Origin of the sequence: Candidatus Palauibacter sp. (assembly GCF_965216145.1) — a bacterium.
Lineage (GTDB): Bacteria > Gemmatimonadota > Gemmatimonadetes > Palauibacterales > Palauibacteraceae > Palauibacter.
The window spans coordinates 3,585,466-3,604,338 of record NZ_OZ244149.1 but is presented as its reverse complement, the minus strand read 5'-3'; the positions used below and the strand labels follow the sequence as shown (position 1 = coordinate 3,604,338).

Sequence of the window (18,873 nt, the reverse complement as noted above, 5' to 3'; positions counted from 1 at the left end):
GCGGACCGCTACCCGGCCGCGGACTCCGTCCGTCCCCGATCGGAGGGCCGGGCAAGGAGACTGACCAGACACCCGACGAGGAGGACAATCGCCGTCCCGACGACGTTGTACCACAGCCACGCGATATCCGTGAACCGCGACACCGCGATCACCGAACAAATGGCGAATATCAAGCCATAGAAAGCCCCGGCCGCCGTCGCGCGCTTCACGAGGAAGGCGAGCAGGAAGACCCCGAGCAGGGAACCGTAGAAGATCGAGCCCACCTCGTTGACCGCCTCGACGAGAGACCCGAGTTGGCCGACGTAGAGCGCGAACAGGACGGCGAACCCGCCCCACGCGAGCGTCGCGAGTCGGGATACGAGGAGATAATGGGCATCGCTGCCGTCCGGCTTGAAGTGTCGTCGGTAGAAGTCGATGACCGTGGCGCTCGACAGCGCGGTGAGTTCCGAGTCGAGCGACGACATCGCGGCCGCGAAGATGACGGCGATGAGGAGACCGAGGATCCCGGCCGGAACATACGTGATCAGATAGGTCGGAAAGACATAGTTCACATCGTTGGACGAGGCCCCGCGTACTTCGGCGACCAGTGTCTTGGATTCCTCGCGCAGACGTTCGAGTTCGTCGTTGTAGGCGGCGATCCGCCGTTGGGGGGGCTGGAGATCGCCCCCGCTCCGCCGGGCCTCCAGAAGTTCGAAGGTCGCGGTGCGGCGGAGTTCGTGCGTCCGCTCGTGCGCCACCTCCAGTCCGGCGAACTCCTCCCCCCGGTCGCTCTCCTCGACCACGGCGACTTCGGCCGAATTGAAGACCAGCGGCGGTCGCTCGAAGTGATAGAAGACGTAGAGCAGCACCCCGATCGCGAGGATGAAAATCTGCATCGGGACCTTGACGAACGCGTTGAATATGAGGGACAATCGACTCTGTCGAAGGGAGCTGGCGGTGAGATAGCGCTGGACCTGGCTCTGGTCCGTTCCGAAGTATCCGAGTGCGAGAAAGAGCCCGCCGATGAGCCCGGACCACAGCGTGTAGCGGTCCGTGGGATCCCACGAGAGGTCGATACTCTTCCACATCTCGTGGATGCCCCCGATATAGGCCACGTCGGCTACGCCGACTCCCTCCGGAAGCGTCGCGAACAGTACCGCCAGCGCGATTCCTATACCCGCGAACATCACCAGCATCTGTATGACGTCCGTCCAGATGACCGCGGTGATCCCGCCCATGATCGTGTACGCGACCGTGATCAGTCCCATGACCAGGATCGTCACGCGTTCGTCCCAGCCCATGATGACGGAAAGCACGATGGCGGGCGCGTACAGCACGATTCCCGCCGCGAGTCCCCGCGACATGAGAAACAGGAAACTCGTCATCGAGCGGGTCTTCGCGTCGAAGCGCCGCTCGAGGTACTCGTAGGCCGTATAGATCTTCGATCGGTGGAAGAAGGGGACGAAGAGGACGCAGAGGATGACCATCGCGATCGGCTGGCCCAGATAGAACTGGACGAATTCCATGCCGTCGTCGAACGCCTGCCCGGTCGTCCCGATGTAGGTGATGGCACTCGCCTGCGTCGCCATCACGGAGAGACCGATCGCACCCCAACCCATGCGGCGATTGGCGAGGAAGAACCCCTCGATGCCCCGGTTGCGTCGGCTCTGGTACCAGGCGAACGTGACCACGGCCCCGAAGTAGACCGTAAAGACCAGCCAGTCGACTGCGCTCACGGCACGCTGAAGTCAAGCAGTCGCGTGACGAGATAGAGGACGACGATGAGCGCGAACGTGTAGGCGATGACCGACACATAGAGGGCGCGCCAGCTGCGGAAGATGCCGATGCGGTCGTCCTTCACGGCGCGGTGATCTCCCTCCAGCGGCGCCCGTCGAGCGAGATCAGGTTCGCCCACAGACGAAAGGCGCCGGGGACGCCGGCGCGTAGCTGTCGAAAGAAGGACAACGACGTGTGAATGTACAGACCGCGGCCGACCGGCGCGGCAAGGAGGCTGCCGCGCTGCGGAGGTTCGCCGGGGTCGGCCATTTCGAGCAGCGCCTGGTATCGCGGATCCCATTCGGAGGGGAAGTAGAGGCCGCGTTCCTGGACCCAGCCCTCGAAGTCACCCGGGCCGAGGTGGTTGGGCTCCACGAGGAGGGGAGCCGCCCCGTCGAGGAGGGTGACCGGTGCGTCCTCCCGCGTCACGCGCGGGGCGGGTCTCCCGATCGTGATCGGATACGGCGCGTAGGCGCCCCGGTTGAACTCGTAGCGATTGTACTGGACGACCGCAGTGCCGCCGCGCTCGACCCAGTCCAGCAGTTCCGCGTTCGCCGCGATCAGGTCCTCGCGCACCTCGTAGGCGCGGACGCCGAGCACGATCGTGTCGAACCGGTCGAGCCGTTCGGCCTCCCAGTCGCCGGGTTCGATCAACTCGACCTCGAGCCCGAGCTGCCGGATCGCCTCGGGACCGGCATCTCCCGAGCCCATCACATAACCCACCCGCCGGTCGGCGACCCGAACGGAGAAGCGCACGATGCGCATCGAGGGATCGGAGGCCAGCAGCCTCGGCTCGATGTGTGGATAGTCGATGATCGTCGCGTGGAGCGCCGCGTCCTCTCCCCGTTCGGTTCGAAGTCGGGGTCGCGCGAGGAACTCGCCCTCGCCGGCCCCGCCGGGCGGCTCTACCGAGAAGCTCACGCCCTGGACGCTCCCTTCGCCGGGCAGCTCGAACCGCACCCGTCGCGGCGTCGCCTGCCACCCCGCCGGGAGCTCGAGTTCCACCTCTCCCGATACCGGATCCGGGGCGTGGCTCTCGAGTCGGAACGCGATGTCGCGTGCCCCCCCACGATCCGTCGGCCAGATCATCGTCCCCGTCTCCGGCTCGACGGACACCCGCGGAGCCACCAGCACCGGCCGCCAGAACTCCCCGGTGACGCCGTCCACACCCCGGAATCGCACTGGGTCCTCGATCTCGACGCGGAGACGTTCTCCCCCGGTCGACAGGGTGGCGGCCATGCGGCCGTGAAGGGACGGAGGGCGGAAGGGGAGGGCCCGGACCGCGGGCTCCTCCGGCCACTGGTACAGGTCGCCATCGCGCGCGAGGTCGAGGAACCACGGCGATGTGGGCCGGGCATCCTCCGGCACCGTCACGGCGTAGCGCCACAATGCGAGTTCACCCGCCGCGATCCGGGTGGCGGCGGCGGGGTCCCGGACCGTGTCCTCCTGCCGGAAGAACCGCGCGAACGTTCCCAGATCGTCGGGCTCCGCCTCCGCCTCCGGGCCGAGCCCCTCGACGGTCCACCCGGCGGGCGCCTCGATGAGCGGAGGGTCGAGTTCGATGGCGGTGCCCGCGCCGCTCCACACCCGCGCCTCGACGAGGACGGTCTGGCCCGGGACGATGATGTCGTCGCGCGCCCGGAGTTCCATGCGCACCCCGGTCAGGGCGAGGATCGCCCGCTGCAGCAGCAGGGCGCGCCGGTCGAGTTCGCGGCGCACTTCCCGCGCGGGGTCCGCCGGGGCCATGTCGCGCAGGGTGTCCAGCCGCCGCAGCGCTTCGGCCAGCGGTGGCAGCGCCGCCTCGGGACGGGTCGCGACCAGCGTCTCCGCAGCCTCGCGGATCGCATCCCGGTACGCACGGATCTCCGCCTCGCCGCCCTCTCCGAGTTCGACGGCCAGCGCGGCCAGCGTGGTGTCGACCCCCGCCAGCAGGGGCGCGTCCGCCTCGGCCCCGACGCGCGATGCCACGAGCGACAGGCGGGTGGAGCGGGGTCCGGGGGGCAGGGCCGTCCCGAAGTCCTGCGACCGGTGCTGGCTACGGCTCGCCATCGCGACCTGATGGTGCGAGAGGCCCAGCAGGGGGTCGAGAGTGCCGGTCTCGATCCCGATCGCGGTGGCGCCGGGTTCGAAGAGCGGACGGCGGTACAGTTTCAGCGGCGCCCACGGCTCCACCCCCGCCGCGAGTTGTTCCGGGAAACGCGCCGGGTCACCCGCGGCCTCGAAAGCCTCGTGCGCCAGTATCCCTGCAACATGGTGATGTCCGTGCCCGTCGCTCGCGGTCCCGCTCCACATGGTGACGAGCACATGGGGACGGAAGTGCCGGATCGTCCACACGAGGTCGGAGAGGACGCGTTCGCGCTCCCACTTGGAGAAGGTCTCTTCGGCGGACTTGGAGTAGCCGAAGTCGAACGCGCGGCCGAAGTACTGCCGCGCCCCGTCGATGGCTCGGGCGGCCAGAAGTTCGCCGGAGCGGATGATGCCGAGGCCTTCGCCGAGTTCCGTCCCGATGAGATTCTGGCCGCCTTCGCCCCGCGTGAACGAGAAATAGGCGGCCTCGACGCCCCAGCCGCGAGCGAGCGTCGTGAGGAGCGCGGTGTCCTCGTCATCGGGGTGGGCCGCGACGACGAGTACCCGCTTCACGCCGTCCACCTGCCGCAGGATGAGGCCGGCTTCGATCGCGCCCGGCAGCCGGGATCCCTGCGCGTGTGCGAGCGTCGGAAGGAGGCCGCAGGCCGCGGAGGCGATCAGGGCGTACATCGCTCGGTGTCGCATGGACGAGAAGCTAAGGTCGGGGCGGGGGCCACGGTACTCGTCGCTGCGAGCCGTCTTCGCCCGGCCCGACACCTCGCCCGCCCGAGAGGAGTCGAAGATGGGCGCGCCGGAAAAGCCCGGAGACCCGTGGGCGGCCTCCGCCCCATAAACGGAGTGGGACAGTTGACTTGGAGGAACGAGGGTTGGAGTATTCCTGTAGATGATCATACTCCACGCCGGCCGCTTCTATACGGGACGCGTACCATGTCAAGAAAGGGAGACAGCATGAGCACCCTGAATGAGACCGTCATGCAGTTCATAGAGAAAGAACTCGAGAATGACCCCGGGGTGAAGAACGCGACCCTGTTTGCGGGCGCCTGTGCGATCGACGGGAGCATCGGGGACCTCACTGCGAGACAGTTTCACGCCAAGTATCCGCTGCAGGTGAAGCGTCGGATGACCGTGTCGGCCGCCGCCGAGCAGGCGCCCGCTCCCGAGCCGCAAGCTGCGCCCGCGCCCGCCCCTGCGGCGGCCCCCGCCCCCGCGTCGGGCGAGGACGTCATGGAGTTCGTGGTGCGCACTCTCGATGAGAATCCCGACGTCAAGAACGCAGACCTGTTCGCGGGCGCCTGCGAGATCGATTCCTCCATTGCGGAACTCTCCCCCAGACAGTTCCACGCAAAGTACCCCCTGCAGGTGAAGCGACGGTTGGCGAGGGCCGAGGCCGCGTCGGCGCCGGCGGCGCCGGAGGTCCCGGAAGCGCCGGCCGAGGAGGCCGCCGTGGCCGACATCCCTTCCGTGGGGGAGGGCGATCCAATGGCAGTTCGCGGCCTGCTGCTGGATCTGGCCCGGGAACTCGCGAACGCGGGGAGCCAGGCGGAGACGATCGAAGTCGTGGCGCGGCTGGACATCTATGTGGCCCAGATAATGGAGGCGGCTCGAAGCTGAGCGGCAACGACCGGCCCATGTCCCGCGGCCGGTCCGCGTCACGCTGGATCTCGAGGGCCCGGCGCAACCGCGTCGGGCTCTCGTTTTTCGTTGCGGTCGCGATCGGGCTCGCGGGCGCCGCTCCGGCGGCGGGACAGTTGCGGCGCGACGGACTCGTGCAGGGCGTCGGTGCGGCGCGTGCCGGCGATGCGCTGATCGGCGTCGGCGTGACGCGCGTCAGCAACGCGGCGTTCCCCCTGGGTGGACTGCGGGGAGACCTGACCTCCGCGCCCGTGGTCCACGCCATCTGGGCGGTCGGACCGCGAGTCGTGTTCCAGGTACGGGGGGCCGCCCGGCAGGTCCTGTCCATCGAGGCGCGTGACCGGCGGCCGGCGTTGGAACTCGATCCGGCGATCGAGGGCGGGACGACCCGGGACGTGGGCGACTTCGAGTTGGCGGTTTCCTTCGCGCCCCTCGGCGGACCGGAGGGCTTCTCGGCGGGCGGCCACCTCGGCGTGAAGCTCCCGAACTCCGACGAGACCCGAGGGATCGGCCCCAATACGACCGACGTCACGATCGCGGCCCTGTTTTCCTGGGTCTCTGCGCGCTGGCGCGCTACGGGTTTGTTCGGGGTTGGCATCCTGGAGGCGCCCACGCGGTCATTCGAGCAGAACGATGTCTTCGCGTACGCCTTCGAGTCTCTGTGGCAGGTGCATCCCAACTGGGGGCTCTCCCTGGGCACCCGAGGGCGGGCCAGCACGAGGCGGGTCTCGCCCATCGGAGCGGGCGACCTCGGAGAAGTCCGGGCGAGCGTCGAGTGGCGGCGCGCAAAGCTCGCGATCGATGCCGGCCTCGGGCACGGGTACTCGGAAATGAGCGGAGACTGGAGCCTTCGCGCCGGCGTCGCCTGGGTGCTCGGCGGCGGACCCTAGCAGCCCGTGGCGAAACGTGGCTACGTTCGCGAACACGTCCGCGCCACGCGGCCGGCCGGTCGTCAGGGGGAGGCGGGGTTCGGGTTGCGAGAGTATCCGACGAAGGTCCATGCAGGTGAGTGAAGCCGTGATCCGCCAGATATCGGCCGACCGGGCGGCGAGGATCCGCCGTCTGGAGCTGGACGCGATGGTGACCGCGTTCTACGCGGCCGACGCCACGCTCATGCCGTCGGGCGGTGCGACGGTGCGGGGCCTCGACGCGATCCGCGATTTCTGGCTCGCGGCCCCGGAGCATGGCCTCGTCGCGCTCACGATCGAAGCGCGCGAGGTGGAGGCCTCCGGCGACCTTGGCTACGAGATCGGCCGCTTCAACCGAACGCTGCGCCCACCCCACGGCGCGCTGCTCCAGGAACACGGGAAGTACCTCGTCATCTATCGGGCGGGATCCGATGGCGTCTGGAAGGCCGTCGCGGAGATATTCAACAGCGACTCGCGGGGGTGAGTCGCCGGCCCGGATGCCGGATCGGGCACGCACTACTCGGACACACACCACTCGGAGAGGAGAGAACATGAGCGAAGCGAAAGCCCGGCTGTTCAAGTGGAAGGACCTGCCCTGGGAGCCCGTGACCACGCAGCTGGGACGCCGCATGGTCACGGGGGAACGGGCCATGATCGCGCAGGTGCTGATCGAGAAGGGGGCGGTCGTCCCCACGCACTCCCATGAGAACGAACAGTTCACATATATCCTGGAAGGCGCGCTTCACTTCTGGCTGGGCGAGGACGGGAGCGAGGAAGTCGTCGTGAGCGCCGGAGAGGTCCTCCACATTCCATCGCACGTTCCGCACAAGGCGGTGGCGCTCGAGAAGACGCTGGACCTGGATATCTTCTGTCCCCCGAGAGCGGACTGGCTCGACGGGACGGACAGCTACTTCCACGACACGGACGACTGATGGATTTCGGAATCGAGGGCCGCGTCGCCCTCGTCGCCGCCTCTTCGCAGGGGCTCGGACGGGCCGTGGCGGAGGAACTGGCTGCCGAGGGGACGCATCTGGTCATGTGCGCGCGGGGAGAGGAGGCGCTGGCGGAGGCCGTCGCCTCGGCCGACGGGCGGGGTCCGGGGGAGGTGCTGGGGATCCCCGTCGACCTCTCCGAGCCCGCCCAGGTGGCCGCGCTCGCCGAGGCGGCGCTCGATCGGTTCGGCCGCGTCGACATCCTGGTGAATAACGCCGGCGGGCCGCCCGCCGGCCCGTTCGAGGCGCACGATGCGGCGGCCTGGCAGGCCGCCGTCCGGCTCAACCTCGAGAGTGCGCTCCAGCTCACCCGCGCGGTGCTACCGGGCATGAAGGAGCGCGGGTGGGGACGGATTCTCAACATCACCTCCATCGCGGTGAAGGAACCCGTGGACGGCCTCATCCTCTCGAACAGCGTGCGGGCGGCCGTGACCGGCTTCGCGAAGTCGCTCTCGAACGAGGTCGCGGCGTTCGGCGTGACGGTCAACAACGTGCTCCCGGGCTTCACGCGCACCGCGAGGCTGGACGAACTGGCCGCCGTCCGCGCCGAAGCCGGGGGGATCTCGACGGAAGAGGTGGAGGCGGGGTGGAACGCGGCGATCCCCGCCGGGCGTCTCGGTGAAGCGCGCGAATTCGCCGCGGTCGTCGCGTTTCTCGCGTCGGAGCGGGCCAGCTATGTGACGGGGGTGTCCGTCGCCGTGGACGGGGGTCGCACCCGGGCCCTCTACTGATGCGCATCGCGACCGCCGCGCTGTGGCTCGGGGTCGGGGCGGTCGTGCCCGGGCTGGCTACCGGGACGGCGGCCGCGCAGGAGGCCGTGCCATGCACGCCCGACGAGGCGGGTGCGGTAGTGGCGAGCCCGGACCTGTACTGCATGACGCTCCTCCCCACGGCGCGGGTCCCCGGCGCCACCGGTTCGGTCGAACTGCGCCGCCCGGCGGGTCCGTTCTCCATGGCGGTGACGCCGGACGGGCGGCTGCTCTACGACGCGGTGATCTCGACCGACCTGCCGCCCCCTTCGACGCTCGGCCCGTACGACCGGTACGTCGCCTGGGCGTCCACGCAGGTCCTGTGGCCCATCGAGCCCCTCGGCGAGGTGCCGGCGAGCGGACGCGCCGCCGTCGGGCAGGTCGGCTTCAACAAGTTCATCATCCTCATCACCGCCGAGGCGACCGTGGGTCCCGAACCGACCGGGCCGTACGTTCTGCGTGCGCAATCGCCGTCGAGCCGCATGCAGCCCGCCGACTTCCTCGAGTTCGCGCTCGGAGCCTCGAGGATCGACCCGGACGTGCCGCTGCCCGGTGATCCCGCCGCCGCCGGCCACGCCGGCCACACGATGTCGCCGGATGACCCGTGGGCCGACGTGCCGATGCCGGAAGGCGTGATGATGCTGCCCTCGCTCATGCAGCTGCGGCCGGACGTGGAAGCCTGGCTCCCGGGCGATGGCTGGGAGGGCGAGATCGTCGACGCGCAACCGCGCGAACTGATCGAACTCCGGGACGGCGACTCCCTGGAACTCGACGCGGTCTACGTGCGGCGGCGGGTCGGGAACCGCGAACTCCTCGGCTACGGCTTCAACGGGCAGATCCCCGGGCCCCTCCTCTGGGTCCCCGAGGACGCGACCGTGACGATCGACTTCACGAACCGGATCGACTGGCCGACCGCGATCCACTGGCACGGCCTCCGCCTCGACAACGCCTCCGATGGCGTGCCGGGCGTCACGCAGGACCCGATCGAGCCCGGGGAGACGTTCCGCTACACCGTCCGCTTCCCGGACCCGGGCCTATACTGGTATCACCCCCATCACCGGGAAGACGTGCAGCAGGACCTGGGGCTGGCCGGCAACCTCATGGTGCGCGCGAGCGATCCCGACTACTACGGCCCCGCCCATGTCGAGGAGATCGTCATGCTCGACGACCTCCTCCTCGGCGAGCACGGGCTCGTCCCCTTCGGCCTGGAGCGGGCCACGCACGCCCTCATGGGCCGCTTCGGGAACACGATGCTCGTGAACGGCGAGCCCGACTACGAGTTGAGCGTACCGCGCGGTACCGTCGTGCGCTTCTTCTTCACCAATGCGTCGAACACGCGGACCTTCAACGTCTCGTTCGACGGGGCGCCGATGAAGCTGGTCGGCGCGGACATCGGGAACTTCGAGCGCGAGGCGTGGGTCGAGAGCGTCATCATCGCGCCGGCCGAGCGCTACATCGTCCACGTCGCTTTCCCCGAGAGCGGGGAGTACCGGATGTTGAACGGGGTCCAGGGGATCGACCACGTCGGGGGGAGCTTCTTCCCGGAAGAGGACGTCCTCGGCGTGGTCCGCGTCGGGTCCGAGGCCGCGGCGCCCGACCTCACCGCGGCCTTCGGCGCGCTGCGCGAGGATGCCCGGGTGCGGGAGGAGATCGCGCCCTATCGCCCCCTCTTCGGCGGACCGATCGAGAAGACGCTCGAACTCGACATGACGGTGCGCGACCTGCCCCTCGTGGTCGAACGTCTGATGCAGGTGGACTCGGCCTACTTCCACCCCATCGAGTGGTCGGGCACGATGCCGATGATGAACCTCATGTCGACGCCCGAGAACGTCTCGTGGACGCTCCGCGAACCCGCCACGGGACGCGAGAACGAGGCCATCGAGTGGACCTTCCGGGTGGGGGACGTCGTCAAGCTCAGGATCCGGAGCCGGCGCGAGACGCTGCACCAGATGCAGCATCCGATCCACATTCACGGGCAGCGGTTTCTCGTGCTGGCGACGAACGGTGTCGAGAACGAGAACCTGGCGTGGAAGGACACGGCGGTCGTCCCGGTGGGCGGCGCGCTCGACATCCTGCTCGAACTCTCGAACCCGGGGCGCTGGATGCTGCACTGCCATATCGCGGAGCACCTCGAAGCGGGCATGAAGATGGTGTTCACGGTGGAGCCGTGACCCGTTCGCCCGCCTCCTTGCCGCCGGCGGAGACCCCGGGCGCGGAGGGCGTCCGGCTGCCGGGATGGCGGGCCCGCGGTAGGTTTCCCGAATCGGATCGTACGGCTTCGCCCCGACGCCCCGAGGAGATTGCAATGAAGAAGTTCATCGCGACGCCCGTCGCCCTCGTCCTCCTGCTCGCGCCGGCCCGCCTGCCGGCCCAGGCTGCGGCCGAACTCACCCCCGAGACCTCCGACTTCGTGGCCATCGCCGGTCCGACCGTCGTCCTCATCGGCGTCAAGGTCATCGACGGCACGGGGACGGGTGCGCGACCGAACCAGACGGTCGTCATCGAGGGGAACCGCATCACCGCCGTGGGTCCCGCCGGCTCCGTGGACGTGCCCGCCGGGGCGGACGTGCGCGACCTGTCGGGACACACCGTGATCCCCGGCATGATCGGGCTGCACAACCACATGTTCTTCATGGGCGCCGGCGGCCGCATGTCCCAGGGCATGGTCTCGTCGCCGCGCCTCTACCTCGCCGCGGGGGTCACGACGATCCGCACCACGGGCAGCGTCTCGCCCTACGCCGACCTGAATGTGAAGTCGAACATCGAGCGGGGGCTCGCGCCGGGGCCGCGCATGCATGTGACCGCCCCCTACGTGACCGGACCAAATCCGGCGCTCGGAGACATGGCGCAGGTGACGACGCCCGAGGAAGCCCGCCGCTTCGTCCGCTACTGGGCCGGGGAGGGAGTCTCCTGGATCAAGGCGTACACGACGATTCGCCGCGCGGAACTCGCCGCTGTCATCGAGGAGGCGCACGCGCGGGGGCTTCGGGTCACGGGACACATCTGCTCGATCACCTTCCAGGAGGCCGTCGACCTGGGGATGGACAACATCGAGCACGGCTTCGGGACCGCAACGGACTTCGACCCGCGCAAGCGGCCCGACGAGTGCCCGCCGAACTCCATGGTCGTGGTCGGCGAGCAGGGGGACCCGGCCGGGGAAACGGCGCGAGCCCTCATCCTCTCGATGGTCGAGAACGGGGTGGGGATGACGTCGACGATGGCCGTGATCGAACCCATGACGAAGGGCCGGGCCGTTCTTGAAGAGCGGACGCTCGAGGCGATGGCGCCGGAGGTGCGCGAGGACTACCTCGAAACCGTGGATGCGATCGAGGCGAACCCCGAATGGCCCATGACCGAGGCGCACCTCCAGAAGAACATGGCGTTCGAGCGGGGCTTCGTCGAAGCGGGGGGCGTGCTCGCCGCCGGCGTGGACCCGACCGGGATCGGAGGGGCGATCGCAGGCTTCGGAGACCAGCGCAACTACCAGCTCCTCATCGAGGCGGGCTTCGATGCGCCGACCGTCGTGCGAATCATGAGCGCCAACGGGGCCCGCATCATGGGGGTGGACGATGAAGTCGGGACGATCGAACCCGGGAAGCTCGCGGATCTCGTCGTGCTCGAGGGCGACCTCGAATCGGACTCCGAGATCATCAGGAACGTGACCGTCGTGTTCAAGGACGGCGTGGGCTACGACTCGGAGAAGCTGATCGATTCCGTGAAGGGGATGGTAGGGATCCGCTGACGCCGGATCGGGGAGAGAGGAAATGACGATGTCCAGGATCTTCGCGGCACTGACCGCGGCAGCGATGGCGGGTGGGCTCGCAGGGCCGCTCGCGGGCCAGGGCTACGGCCAGCTGTCCGAGGAGACGCGCGACTATGTGGCGGTGCGCGCGCCGATCGTGGCGCTCGAGAACGTCCGCGTCGTCGATGGCACGGGCGGCCCCATTCTGCACGACCAGACCGTACTGCTGCAGGACGGCCGGATCGCCGCCGTGGGTCCATCCTCTGCCGTCAGCGTGCCGGACGGCGCCGAGCGGCACGATCTGAGCGGGCACACCGTGATTCCGGGTATGGTCGGTATGCACGACCACCTCTTTTACACGGCGGTTGGGGGCCGCCGCGTGCAGCTCGGATACAGCGCGCCGAGGCTGTACCTGGGGTCCGGGGTCACGACGATCCGGACGACCGGCAGCGTCACGCCGTTCGCGGACGTGCACCTCAAGGAGGCCATTGACCGCGGCGACTCGCCCGGGCCGCGAATCCACCTCACCGCGCCCTACATCACCGGCCCGTCGGGTGCCCCCCACCAGGCGCGCATGACCTCGCCCGAGCAGGCGCGACGCTTCGTCGAGTACTGGGCGGGGGAGGGGGCGACCTGGTTGAAGGCGTACACGTCGATCGGGAGCGCGGAACTGGGAGTCGCCATCGAGGAGGCGCACCGGCTGGGGCTCCGCGTCACCGGGCACCTGTGTTCGGTCAGCTTCCAGGAGGCGGTCGCGCTCGGCATCGACAACCTCGAGCACGGGATGCTGACGGCCTCCGATTTCGTCCCGGACAAGGAGCCGGACCGCTGTCCCGGCGACATCATGCAGCGCGCCGGCGGCTCCGATCCGACCGGAGCGGTCGCGATGGAGACGATCGAAGCGATGGTGGAGGCCGGCGTGGGACTCACCGCCACGCTGGCGGTGTACGAGGCGTTCTTCCCGGACCGTCCCGTGGTGGATGATCGCACGCTCGACCTGATGACCCCCGACCTGCGGGAGGCGTACCTCGACGAGCGCGGCAGGATCCAGGAGGTCGGTCCGGATCCGTCCAACTTCCAGAACGAACTGCGCTTCGAAAAGGCGTTCGTCGACGCGGGCGGACTGCTCGCGGCGGGGGTCGACCCGACGGGTAACGGCGGAGCCCTCCCGGGGTTCGGGAACCAGAGGAACTTCGAACTCCTGATCGAAGCGGGGCTTTCCACGTCGCAGGCGGTCCAGGTGGTGAGCGCGAATGGCGCCAGGATCCTGGGGGTCGACGGGGAGCTGGGCACCATTGAGGCGGGGAAGGTGGCGGACCTCGTGGTACTGGCCGGCGATCTCGAACTCGATCCGTACACCATCCGCGCGGTTCGCTGGGTGTTCAAGGACGGTGTCGGGTACGACTCCCCCGAGCTGATCCAGGCGACCCGCGGTCTCGTGGGGATCCGCTGATCTCTCTGTCCGCGCGATGACGGACGGGGGATCGTACCGTCCGGTCCCGCTCTCGACCTTCACGCGGCATGACGAGGCCGAGATGGCACGGCGCGCCCGGGCCTTCCGGGACGAGATGCGGCGTCGGCGGACCGTCCGGGACTACTCCCCCGAACCGGTGCCCGGGGAGGTCATCGACGTCTGCATCGAGGCGGCGGGCACGGCCCCCAACGGCGCGAACCGGCAGCCCTGGCACTTCGTCGTGGTCCGCGACCCCGCCGTCAAGCGCCGCATCCGGGAAGCGGCCGAGCACGAGGAGCTGGACTTCTACGAGCACCGCGCCCCGCCCGAGTGGCTCGAGGCGCTCGCCCACCTGGGGACGGACGAACAGAAACCGTTCCTCGAGACCGCGCCCGTACTCATCGCCATCTTCGCCGAGAAGTACGAACTGCGCGGGGAAGAGAAGCTCAAGAACTACTACGTGACGGAATCCGTCGGCATCGCCACCGGGATCCTCCTCACCGCGCTCCACCACGCGGGACTCGCCACGCTCACGCACACACCGAGTCCGATGGGCTTCCTCAACGAGATCCTCGACCGGCCCCCGAACGAGCGGCCCTTCCTGATCCTCGTCGTCGGCTATCCGGCGGCGGACGCGCTCGTTCCCGACATCACCAGGAAGCCGCTGGACCGCATCACCTCCCGCCGCTAGCGGCGTGGCGGGCGAGGAACCCTTGTGCGTAGCGGTGGGCTGCGTGCAGCGGCGACTCTCCGGCGGCGGCCGCCTCCTCGAACATCTCCCGGAGCGCCGACCCGATCCGCTCGACGCGGGCCCGGAGGCGGGCCGGGTCCCGCTCCCCCTGATGGATGTTGCCGAAGGCGACGGCCCCCCCGGCGTTGATCACATAGTCGGGTGCGTACAGGATCCCGCGCTCGTGCAGCGCCTCGGCGTCGGCCTTCGAGAGGAGCTGGTTGTTGGCGGAGCCCGCGACGATCGAGCACGTGAGTCGGGGGATCGTGTCGGGGTTGAGCGTGGCCCCGACCGCGCAGGGTGCGTACACGTCGACCTCGACGTCCCACATGTGCGCGACGGACACCACGGAGCCGCCGAAGCGCTCGCTCGCCTCGATGGCGGCCGCCTCCCGAACGTCCGTCAGATGGAGCGTCGCGCCCGCCTCGGCCAGCAGTCCCGCCAGGGGGACTCCGACGTCACCCAGCCCCTGGATGAGCACGGATCGGCCGGCGAAGTCCGCGTCACCGAAGCGGTGCTCGAGGGCGGCGCGCATCCCGGCGAACACGCCCAGCGCCGTGTACGGACCAGGGTCGCCCGGCTTTCCGTCGACCAGGCCCACGGCGTAGCCGGAGATGGCCCCGATACGGACCATGTCGTCGGGCGTCGTCCCGAGGTCGACGCCGGTCTGGAAGGCACCCCGGAGCGAAACGAGACGCGCGGCGTACCGGTCGATGAGCCCGGCGCGCGCCTCCGGATCCAGCTCCGCGGGGACGGCGAGTACGGCCTTGCCGCCGCCGAAGCGCATCCCGACGCTCGCCCACTTGTATGTCATGCCCTCGGCCAGGCGCATGGCGTCCACGAGCCCGTCCACCGGGGTCTCGTACGAGGTCATCCGGGTGCCGCCCGTCGCCGGCCCGAGCCGCGTGTCGTGCATGGCGATGAAGATCCAGCTGCCGGTAGCGCGGTCGTGCCAGGAGACGACGGCTTCGCCCCCCCAGGCTTCGATGCAATCGAGGAAGCTCCGGGTCATTTCCTCTCCGTCCGCAGAAGGTTGCGAGCGTGGACCAGGGTATCGTACGCATCCCTCGCCGGCGACGTTGCGGAACCCGGGGGTCAGGTCGAGCGTATCGGTCAGCCAGGGGCGTGCGATGGCGACGCGGGATCGGAGGGCGATGGGATGACATTGTACTTCGGAGATATGCTGCCGCCGTCGCGGGAGGACGAGAGCCGCCGGGAACACGTCCTCGTCGGCACCGCCTCCCCCGTCAAGCTCGACGTCCACCCGATCGAACACGAGCTGACGCCGAACGGCACCGTGTGCATCGGCTCCTTCCACGAGAAGCGGGCCATCGGCCGCTGCGCGATCCCGGGCGGGAGCGTCCAGGACTTCCTCCACATGGACCTCTTCGACAAGCCGGTGGCGCTCGCCCTCAATGTCCGGAAGGGCGGGCCGGGGCTGGAAGGCAGCCTGCTCGCGCTCGTCCCCATGGAGCGGGCCGCGCGCGGGGGGCGTGAACCGGACGAGCCGTGGAAAGCGAGCGTACCGGGGTCCGGGTATGACGCGGCGTCCGGGTCGGACGGCGACCACTCCTCGTCCACGCAACTCGTCGGCATCTTCCTCGGCGAGGTCGTACGCTTCGAGGGGGACCGTCGGGAGCCGGCGTCGCTGCTGCGCGAGGCCGCCGACATGCTCGCCTGCGTGATCCGCGGACAGGTCGCGAGCGTCGGCGGCCGCGTGATCGAACACCTCACCGCGCCCCCCGAGAGCTGAGCCCGACAGGCGACGGCCTCTCCCGCTGCACATGGGCGGGTCGCGAGGCGCGCATGGTGGCGTATCACGACACCGAGTGGGGCGTTCCGGTGTCGGACGATCGCATTCACTTCGAGTTCCTCGTCCTCGACGCGTTCCAGGCCGGTCTCTCGTGGGCGGTCATCCTCCACAAACGGGAAGCTTTTCGTCAGGCGTTCAAAACATTTGATCCTTCTGTTGTATCGTTGTTTACTGAAGATGATATAAAGCGTCTTCGAGGTGATGCCTCCATTGTTCGCAACCGGGCGAAGATCGAGGCGACGGTGACGAACGGGGCGCGCTTCCTCGAGATTCAGGAGGAGTTCGGGACGTTCGACGCCTTCGTCTGGTCGTTCACGGGGGGACGGACGCTCCGCAACCGCTGGCGGGAGCCGAGGGAAGTGCCGGCGTCCACGCGGGAGTCTGAACGCATGTCGAAGGCGCTACGGAAGCGAGGGTTTCGCTTCGTGGGGCCCACGATCTGCTACGCGTACATGCAGGGGGCCGGCATGGTGAACGACCACGTCACATCGTGCTTCCGGCACGAGGAAGTCCGTCGGCTGGCGCGCCGTTGAAGCACAGATCGGCCCCGGGCCGGCAGTGGCACGAGGTGCGGCGGGGAAGACCCGGAACCTCGGCCCCCAGCGCCGCCAGCGTCAGATCCGCCAGCACCTCGGCGAACGCCCTGTCGTCGTGCGGGACCCCCACGCGCTCGAACTCGAGGCCGAGTGCCGCGGCTTCCGCCGCCAGTTCCACGTCCAGCTCCATGAGCGTTTCCGACTGCTCATGCATGAAGCTGATGGGGTCGACGAGGACCTTCGACACGCCCGAGAGGCTCTGCAGCGCGGCTTCGATCCCGGGCTGGGTCCAGGCGATCCCGCGGTTCGAGTGGTTCTGGTAGCCGAGCGTCCACGCCGCGACCCCGAGTGCGCGGGCGAGGGTCTCGCACCACTCCTCGACATAGTCCACGTAGCGGGAGCCCTCCTCGACGTAGCGAAGCGGCGTTCCGTGCGCGCTGAACACGAGGCACAGGGCCGGGTCGTTCAGGCTCCAGCCCGCGTCGGCCGCGGTTCGACGGATCGCCGCCGCGCGCAGCCCGACGTAGCCGGGGTGCCGATGCCAGCCCGTGACGCGCCGCACCTCGGGACGCCAGCCGAGCCGGTCGAGCGCCCCGTCGACCTCGGCCAGAGCCGCGACCGAGGTGGACGGGCCGCAGAGGGGGTAAACCGGCACGGCCACGATGGAGGCGGCACCGCGCCCCCTCAGCCCGGCCAGCGCCTCCTCGATTGAGGGGTCGGTGAACTGCATCCCCACCGCGCTGTCCATCGGGCGACCACGAGCATCGAGGGCCTGCTGCAGCGCGTCCGCCTGGGCGGCCGCCTGCCGGTCGAGCGGCGAGCCCCCGATCCGCTTGTAGGCTTCGAGGAGGCCCGGGGTCCGCCGCCGCGCGAGTTCGCGGCTTCGTTCGCGTGCGGCCGCCGGGTCGATGTCCGGTTCCAGTCGCGCGTTGGCGAGGAAGATCCGCTCGAGGAAGCGGGTGACGGCGCCGGGGTCCGGCGTGCCCGGTTCACCGAAGTTCAGGAGCAGGACGGCGGGTCGGGGGGCGGGGCTCGGCATCTGTCGTCATCTCGGGGTCCGTGACGACCCCGCCGGTTACGGGGGGCGGGGCGCGGGGAGGGAACATATCGGCCGCGTCCCCGGCTTGCCCGTCTCGCAACCGCCCGGGAGCTTGCCGCCTCCGGTCGGCGGTCTGAAGGGGGAGGGCATGCGAGTCGGAATCATCGGCGGAGGGATCACCGGGCTGGCGCTCACGCACGCGCTCGCCCGGCTGGGCGTCGACTCGATCCTGTTCGAGAGGTCCGGGGAGGTCGGTGGCGTGATCCGGACCACGCGCCACCGCGGCCGCGTGGTCGAACTCGGCCCGCAGCGGACGCGGCTCGTGGCGCCCGTGCGGCGGCTCGTGGAAGACCTCGAACTCGGCCCGGAGATCCTCGAGGCGAAACCCGGAGCGCGGCTCTTCATCTGGGCGCGCGGGGGGCTGCGCGTCGTGCCGACCCGCCCCGGAGGACTCCTTGCGGGGGACCTGCTGTCACCGGCGGGGCGCGCGCGGGTGGCGCTCGAACCGTTCACCGGTGGGCTCGATCCGGGCGAGTCGGTGGCCCGCTACTTCCGCCGCAAGGGCGGGGGCGAAGCCTACCGGCGGCTGTTCGGGCCGCTCATCTCCGCCACCTTCGGGTCGGATCCGGAGACCATGCCGGCGGGCCGCGTCCTGCCGATACTCCTCGGGTCGCTCGGAGTGAGGCGCAGCCTGCTAGCGGCGGCCCGCCGCTGGAAGCCCGGGGCGTCGCCCTCCGCGTGCACCTTCCGCGCCGGCATGTCGACGCTGCCGTCGGCGATCGCGGCGCGGCACCGGGAGCGGGTGCGGCTTTCGGCCCCCGTCGAGGTACTGCGGCGCTCCGGACGGGGGTTCGAGATCGGGCACGGCGGCGCGCGTCCCGACGCCGAGGTCGTCGACGAAGTCGTCATCACGACGCCGGCGCCCGACGCGGCCCGCCTCCTGCGGACCGTGTCGCCGGAGGCCGCCGACCGGCTCTCCCGGCTACGGTACAACCCGATCGTCGTGTGCCCGCTCGACGTCGAGGGGGCGGGGGAGGGGTTCGGCTTCCAGGTCGCGTTCGGCGAACGCTGGCGCACTCGCGGCGTCACGTGGAACGCGTCGCTCTTCGGGCGCGAGGGCGTCTGCACCGCCTACCTCGGGGGTGGTCTCGATCCCGAGGTCGCCGGCTGGGACTCCGCTCGTCTCGAGTCGACGGCCGCCGCCGAGTACGAGGCGATCCACGGGGCGGCGGCGGCCCCGATCCGCACGGCGCGGCCGCGGCTGCCGGCGTACGACGACTCGTGGGCGGCGCTCGACGGTCTCGAACTCCCCCGCGGGATCACGCTCGCGGCCGGCTACACCGGGCGCCTGGGCATCTCGAGTCGTATCGCCGAAGCCGAGGCCGTCGCCCTGCGAATCGCCGCGAAACGGTAAGGCCGCGTTCCCGCGGGAACGT

General features: G+C 69.7%; 17 protein-coding genes. 12 read left to right on the top strand and 5 right to left on the bottom strand.

Features of this window, described 5'->3' with window-relative positions:
* Positions 1-8: 8 nt before the first annotated feature.
* Genes ACOOHF_RS15540 through ACOOHF_RS15530 form a run of 3 tightly spaced genes read right to left on the bottom strand, consistent with a single transcriptional unit; the run spans position 9 to position 4,527 of the window.
* Positions 9-1,715 (bottom strand): sodium:solute symporter, encoded by a 1,707-nt coding sequence (locus ACOOHF_RS15540; protein ID WP_420462354.1) that lies wholly within the window; start codon positions 1,713-1,715, stop codon positions 9-11.
* On the bottom strand, positions 1,712-1,840 hold the full coding sequence (locus ACOOHF_RS15535) for a hypothetical protein (RefSeq protein WP_419165716.1): 129 nt from the start codon (positions 1,838-1,840) through the stop codon (positions 1,712-1,714). Before ACOOHF_RS15535 ends, ACOOHF_RS15540 begins: the two co-directional genes overlap by 4 nt.
* Positions 1,837-4,527 (bottom strand): PIG-L family deacetylase, encoded by a 2,691-nt coding sequence (locus ACOOHF_RS15530; RefSeq protein WP_420462353.1) that lies wholly within the window; start codon positions 4,525-4,527, stop codon positions 1,837-1,839. The genes ACOOHF_RS15535 and ACOOHF_RS15530 overlap by 4 nt, the downstream gene beginning before the upstream one ends.
* Before the next feature lie 264 nt (positions 4,528-4,791).
* Here ACOOHF_RS15530 and ACOOHF_RS15525 point away from each other — a divergent pair, with 264 nt between their 5' ends.
* From ACOOHF_RS15525 to ACOOHF_RS15485, 9 genes are all read left to right on the top strand, one after another.
* A complete protein-coding gene (locus tag ACOOHF_RS15525; RefSeq protein ID WP_420462352.1) occupies positions 4,792-5,454 on the top strand; it encodes a hypothetical protein in 663 nt (220 codons plus the stop codon).
* Between the two features lie 17 nt (positions 5,455-5,471).
* Positions 5,472-6,365 (top strand): hypothetical protein, encoded by an 894-nt coding sequence (locus ACOOHF_RS15520; RefSeq protein ID WP_420462351.1) that lies wholly within the window; start codon positions 5,472-5,474, stop codon positions 6,363-6,365.
* 115 nt (positions 6,366-6,480) lie between these two features.
* On the top strand, positions 6,481-6,867 hold the full coding sequence (locus ACOOHF_RS15515; protein WP_419935727.1) for a YybH family protein: 387 nt from the start codon (positions 6,481-6,483) through the stop codon (positions 6,865-6,867).
* Positions 6,868-6,934: 67 nt separating this feature from the next.
* Positions 6,935-7,315, top strand: a complete 381-nt coding sequence (locus ACOOHF_RS15510; RefSeq protein ID WP_419935726.1) for a cupin domain-containing protein — start codon at positions 6,935-6,937, stop codon at positions 7,313-7,315.
* A complete protein-coding gene (locus ACOOHF_RS15505; RefSeq protein ID WP_419935725.1) occupies positions 7,315-8,106 on the top strand; it encodes an SDR family oxidoreductase in 792 nt (263 codons plus the stop codon). The genes ACOOHF_RS15510 and ACOOHF_RS15505 overlap by 1 nt, the downstream gene beginning before the upstream one ends.
* On the top strand, positions 8,106-10,295 hold the full coding sequence (locus tag ACOOHF_RS15500; RefSeq protein ID WP_420462350.1) for a multicopper oxidase family protein: 2,190 nt from the start codon (positions 8,106-8,108) through the stop codon (positions 10,293-10,295). Before ACOOHF_RS15505 ends, ACOOHF_RS15500 begins: the two co-directional genes overlap by 1 nt.
* 134 nt (positions 10,296-10,429) lie before the next feature.
* A complete protein-coding gene (locus ACOOHF_RS15495) occupies positions 10,430-11,866 on the top strand; it encodes an amidohydrolase family protein (protein WP_419935723.1) in 1,437 nt (478 codons plus the stop codon).
* A gap of 22 nt (positions 11,867-11,888) precedes the next feature.
* Positions 11,889-13,319 carry an amidohydrolase family protein gene (locus ACOOHF_RS15490; protein ID WP_420462349.1) on the top strand — a complete coding sequence of 477 codons (1,431 nt, stop codon included), beginning with the start codon at positions 11,889-11,891 and terminating at the stop codon, positions 13,317-13,319.
* An 82-nt stretch (positions 13,320-13,401) separates the two neighbouring features.
* Positions 13,402-14,010, top strand: a complete 609-nt coding sequence (locus tag ACOOHF_RS15485) for a nitroreductase family protein (protein WP_420462348.1) — start codon at positions 13,402-13,404, stop codon at positions 14,008-14,010.
* Here ACOOHF_RS15485 and ACOOHF_RS15480 read toward each other — a convergent pair.
* Positions 13,994-15,061, bottom strand: a complete 1,068-nt coding sequence (locus ACOOHF_RS15480; protein ID WP_420462347.1) for a Glu/Leu/Phe/Val dehydrogenase dimerization domain-containing protein — start codon at positions 15,059-15,061, stop codon at positions 13,994-13,996. The genes ACOOHF_RS15485 and ACOOHF_RS15480 overlap by 17 nt on opposite strands.
* Before the next feature lie 147 nt (positions 15,062-15,208).
* Here ACOOHF_RS15480 and ACOOHF_RS15475 point away from each other — a divergent pair, with 147 nt between their 5' ends.
* Both ACOOHF_RS15475 and ACOOHF_RS15470 read left to right on the top strand, forming a co-directional pair.
* Positions 15,209-15,802, top strand: coding sequence for a hypothetical protein (locus tag ACOOHF_RS15475; RefSeq protein ID WP_420462346.1), 594 nt, complete (start codon positions 15,209-15,211; stop codon positions 15,800-15,802).
* A 53-nt stretch (positions 15,803-15,855) separates the two neighbouring features.
* Positions 15,856-16,395, top strand: a complete 540-nt coding sequence (locus ACOOHF_RS15470; protein ID WP_419935718.1) for a DNA-3-methyladenine glycosylase I — start codon at positions 15,856-15,858, stop codon at positions 16,393-16,395.
* Here ACOOHF_RS15470 and hemH read toward each other — a convergent pair.
* Positions 16,346-17,437 (bottom strand): ferrochelatase, encoded by a 1,092-nt coding sequence (gene hemH / locus ACOOHF_RS15465; protein ID WP_420462345.1) that lies wholly within the window; start codon positions 17,435-17,437, stop codon positions 16,346-16,348. The two genes, ACOOHF_RS15470 and hemH, sit on opposite strands and share 50 nt — an antisense overlap.
* A 148-nt stretch (positions 17,438-17,585) precedes the next feature.
* Here hemH and hemG point away from each other — a divergent pair, with 148 nt between their 5' ends.
* Entirely contained in the window at positions 17,586-18,851 is a 1,266-nt protein-coding gene (gene hemG / locus ACOOHF_RS15460; RefSeq protein WP_420462344.1) for a protoporphyrinogen oxidase, read from the top strand.
* Positions 18,852-18,873 lie beyond the last annotated feature (22 nt).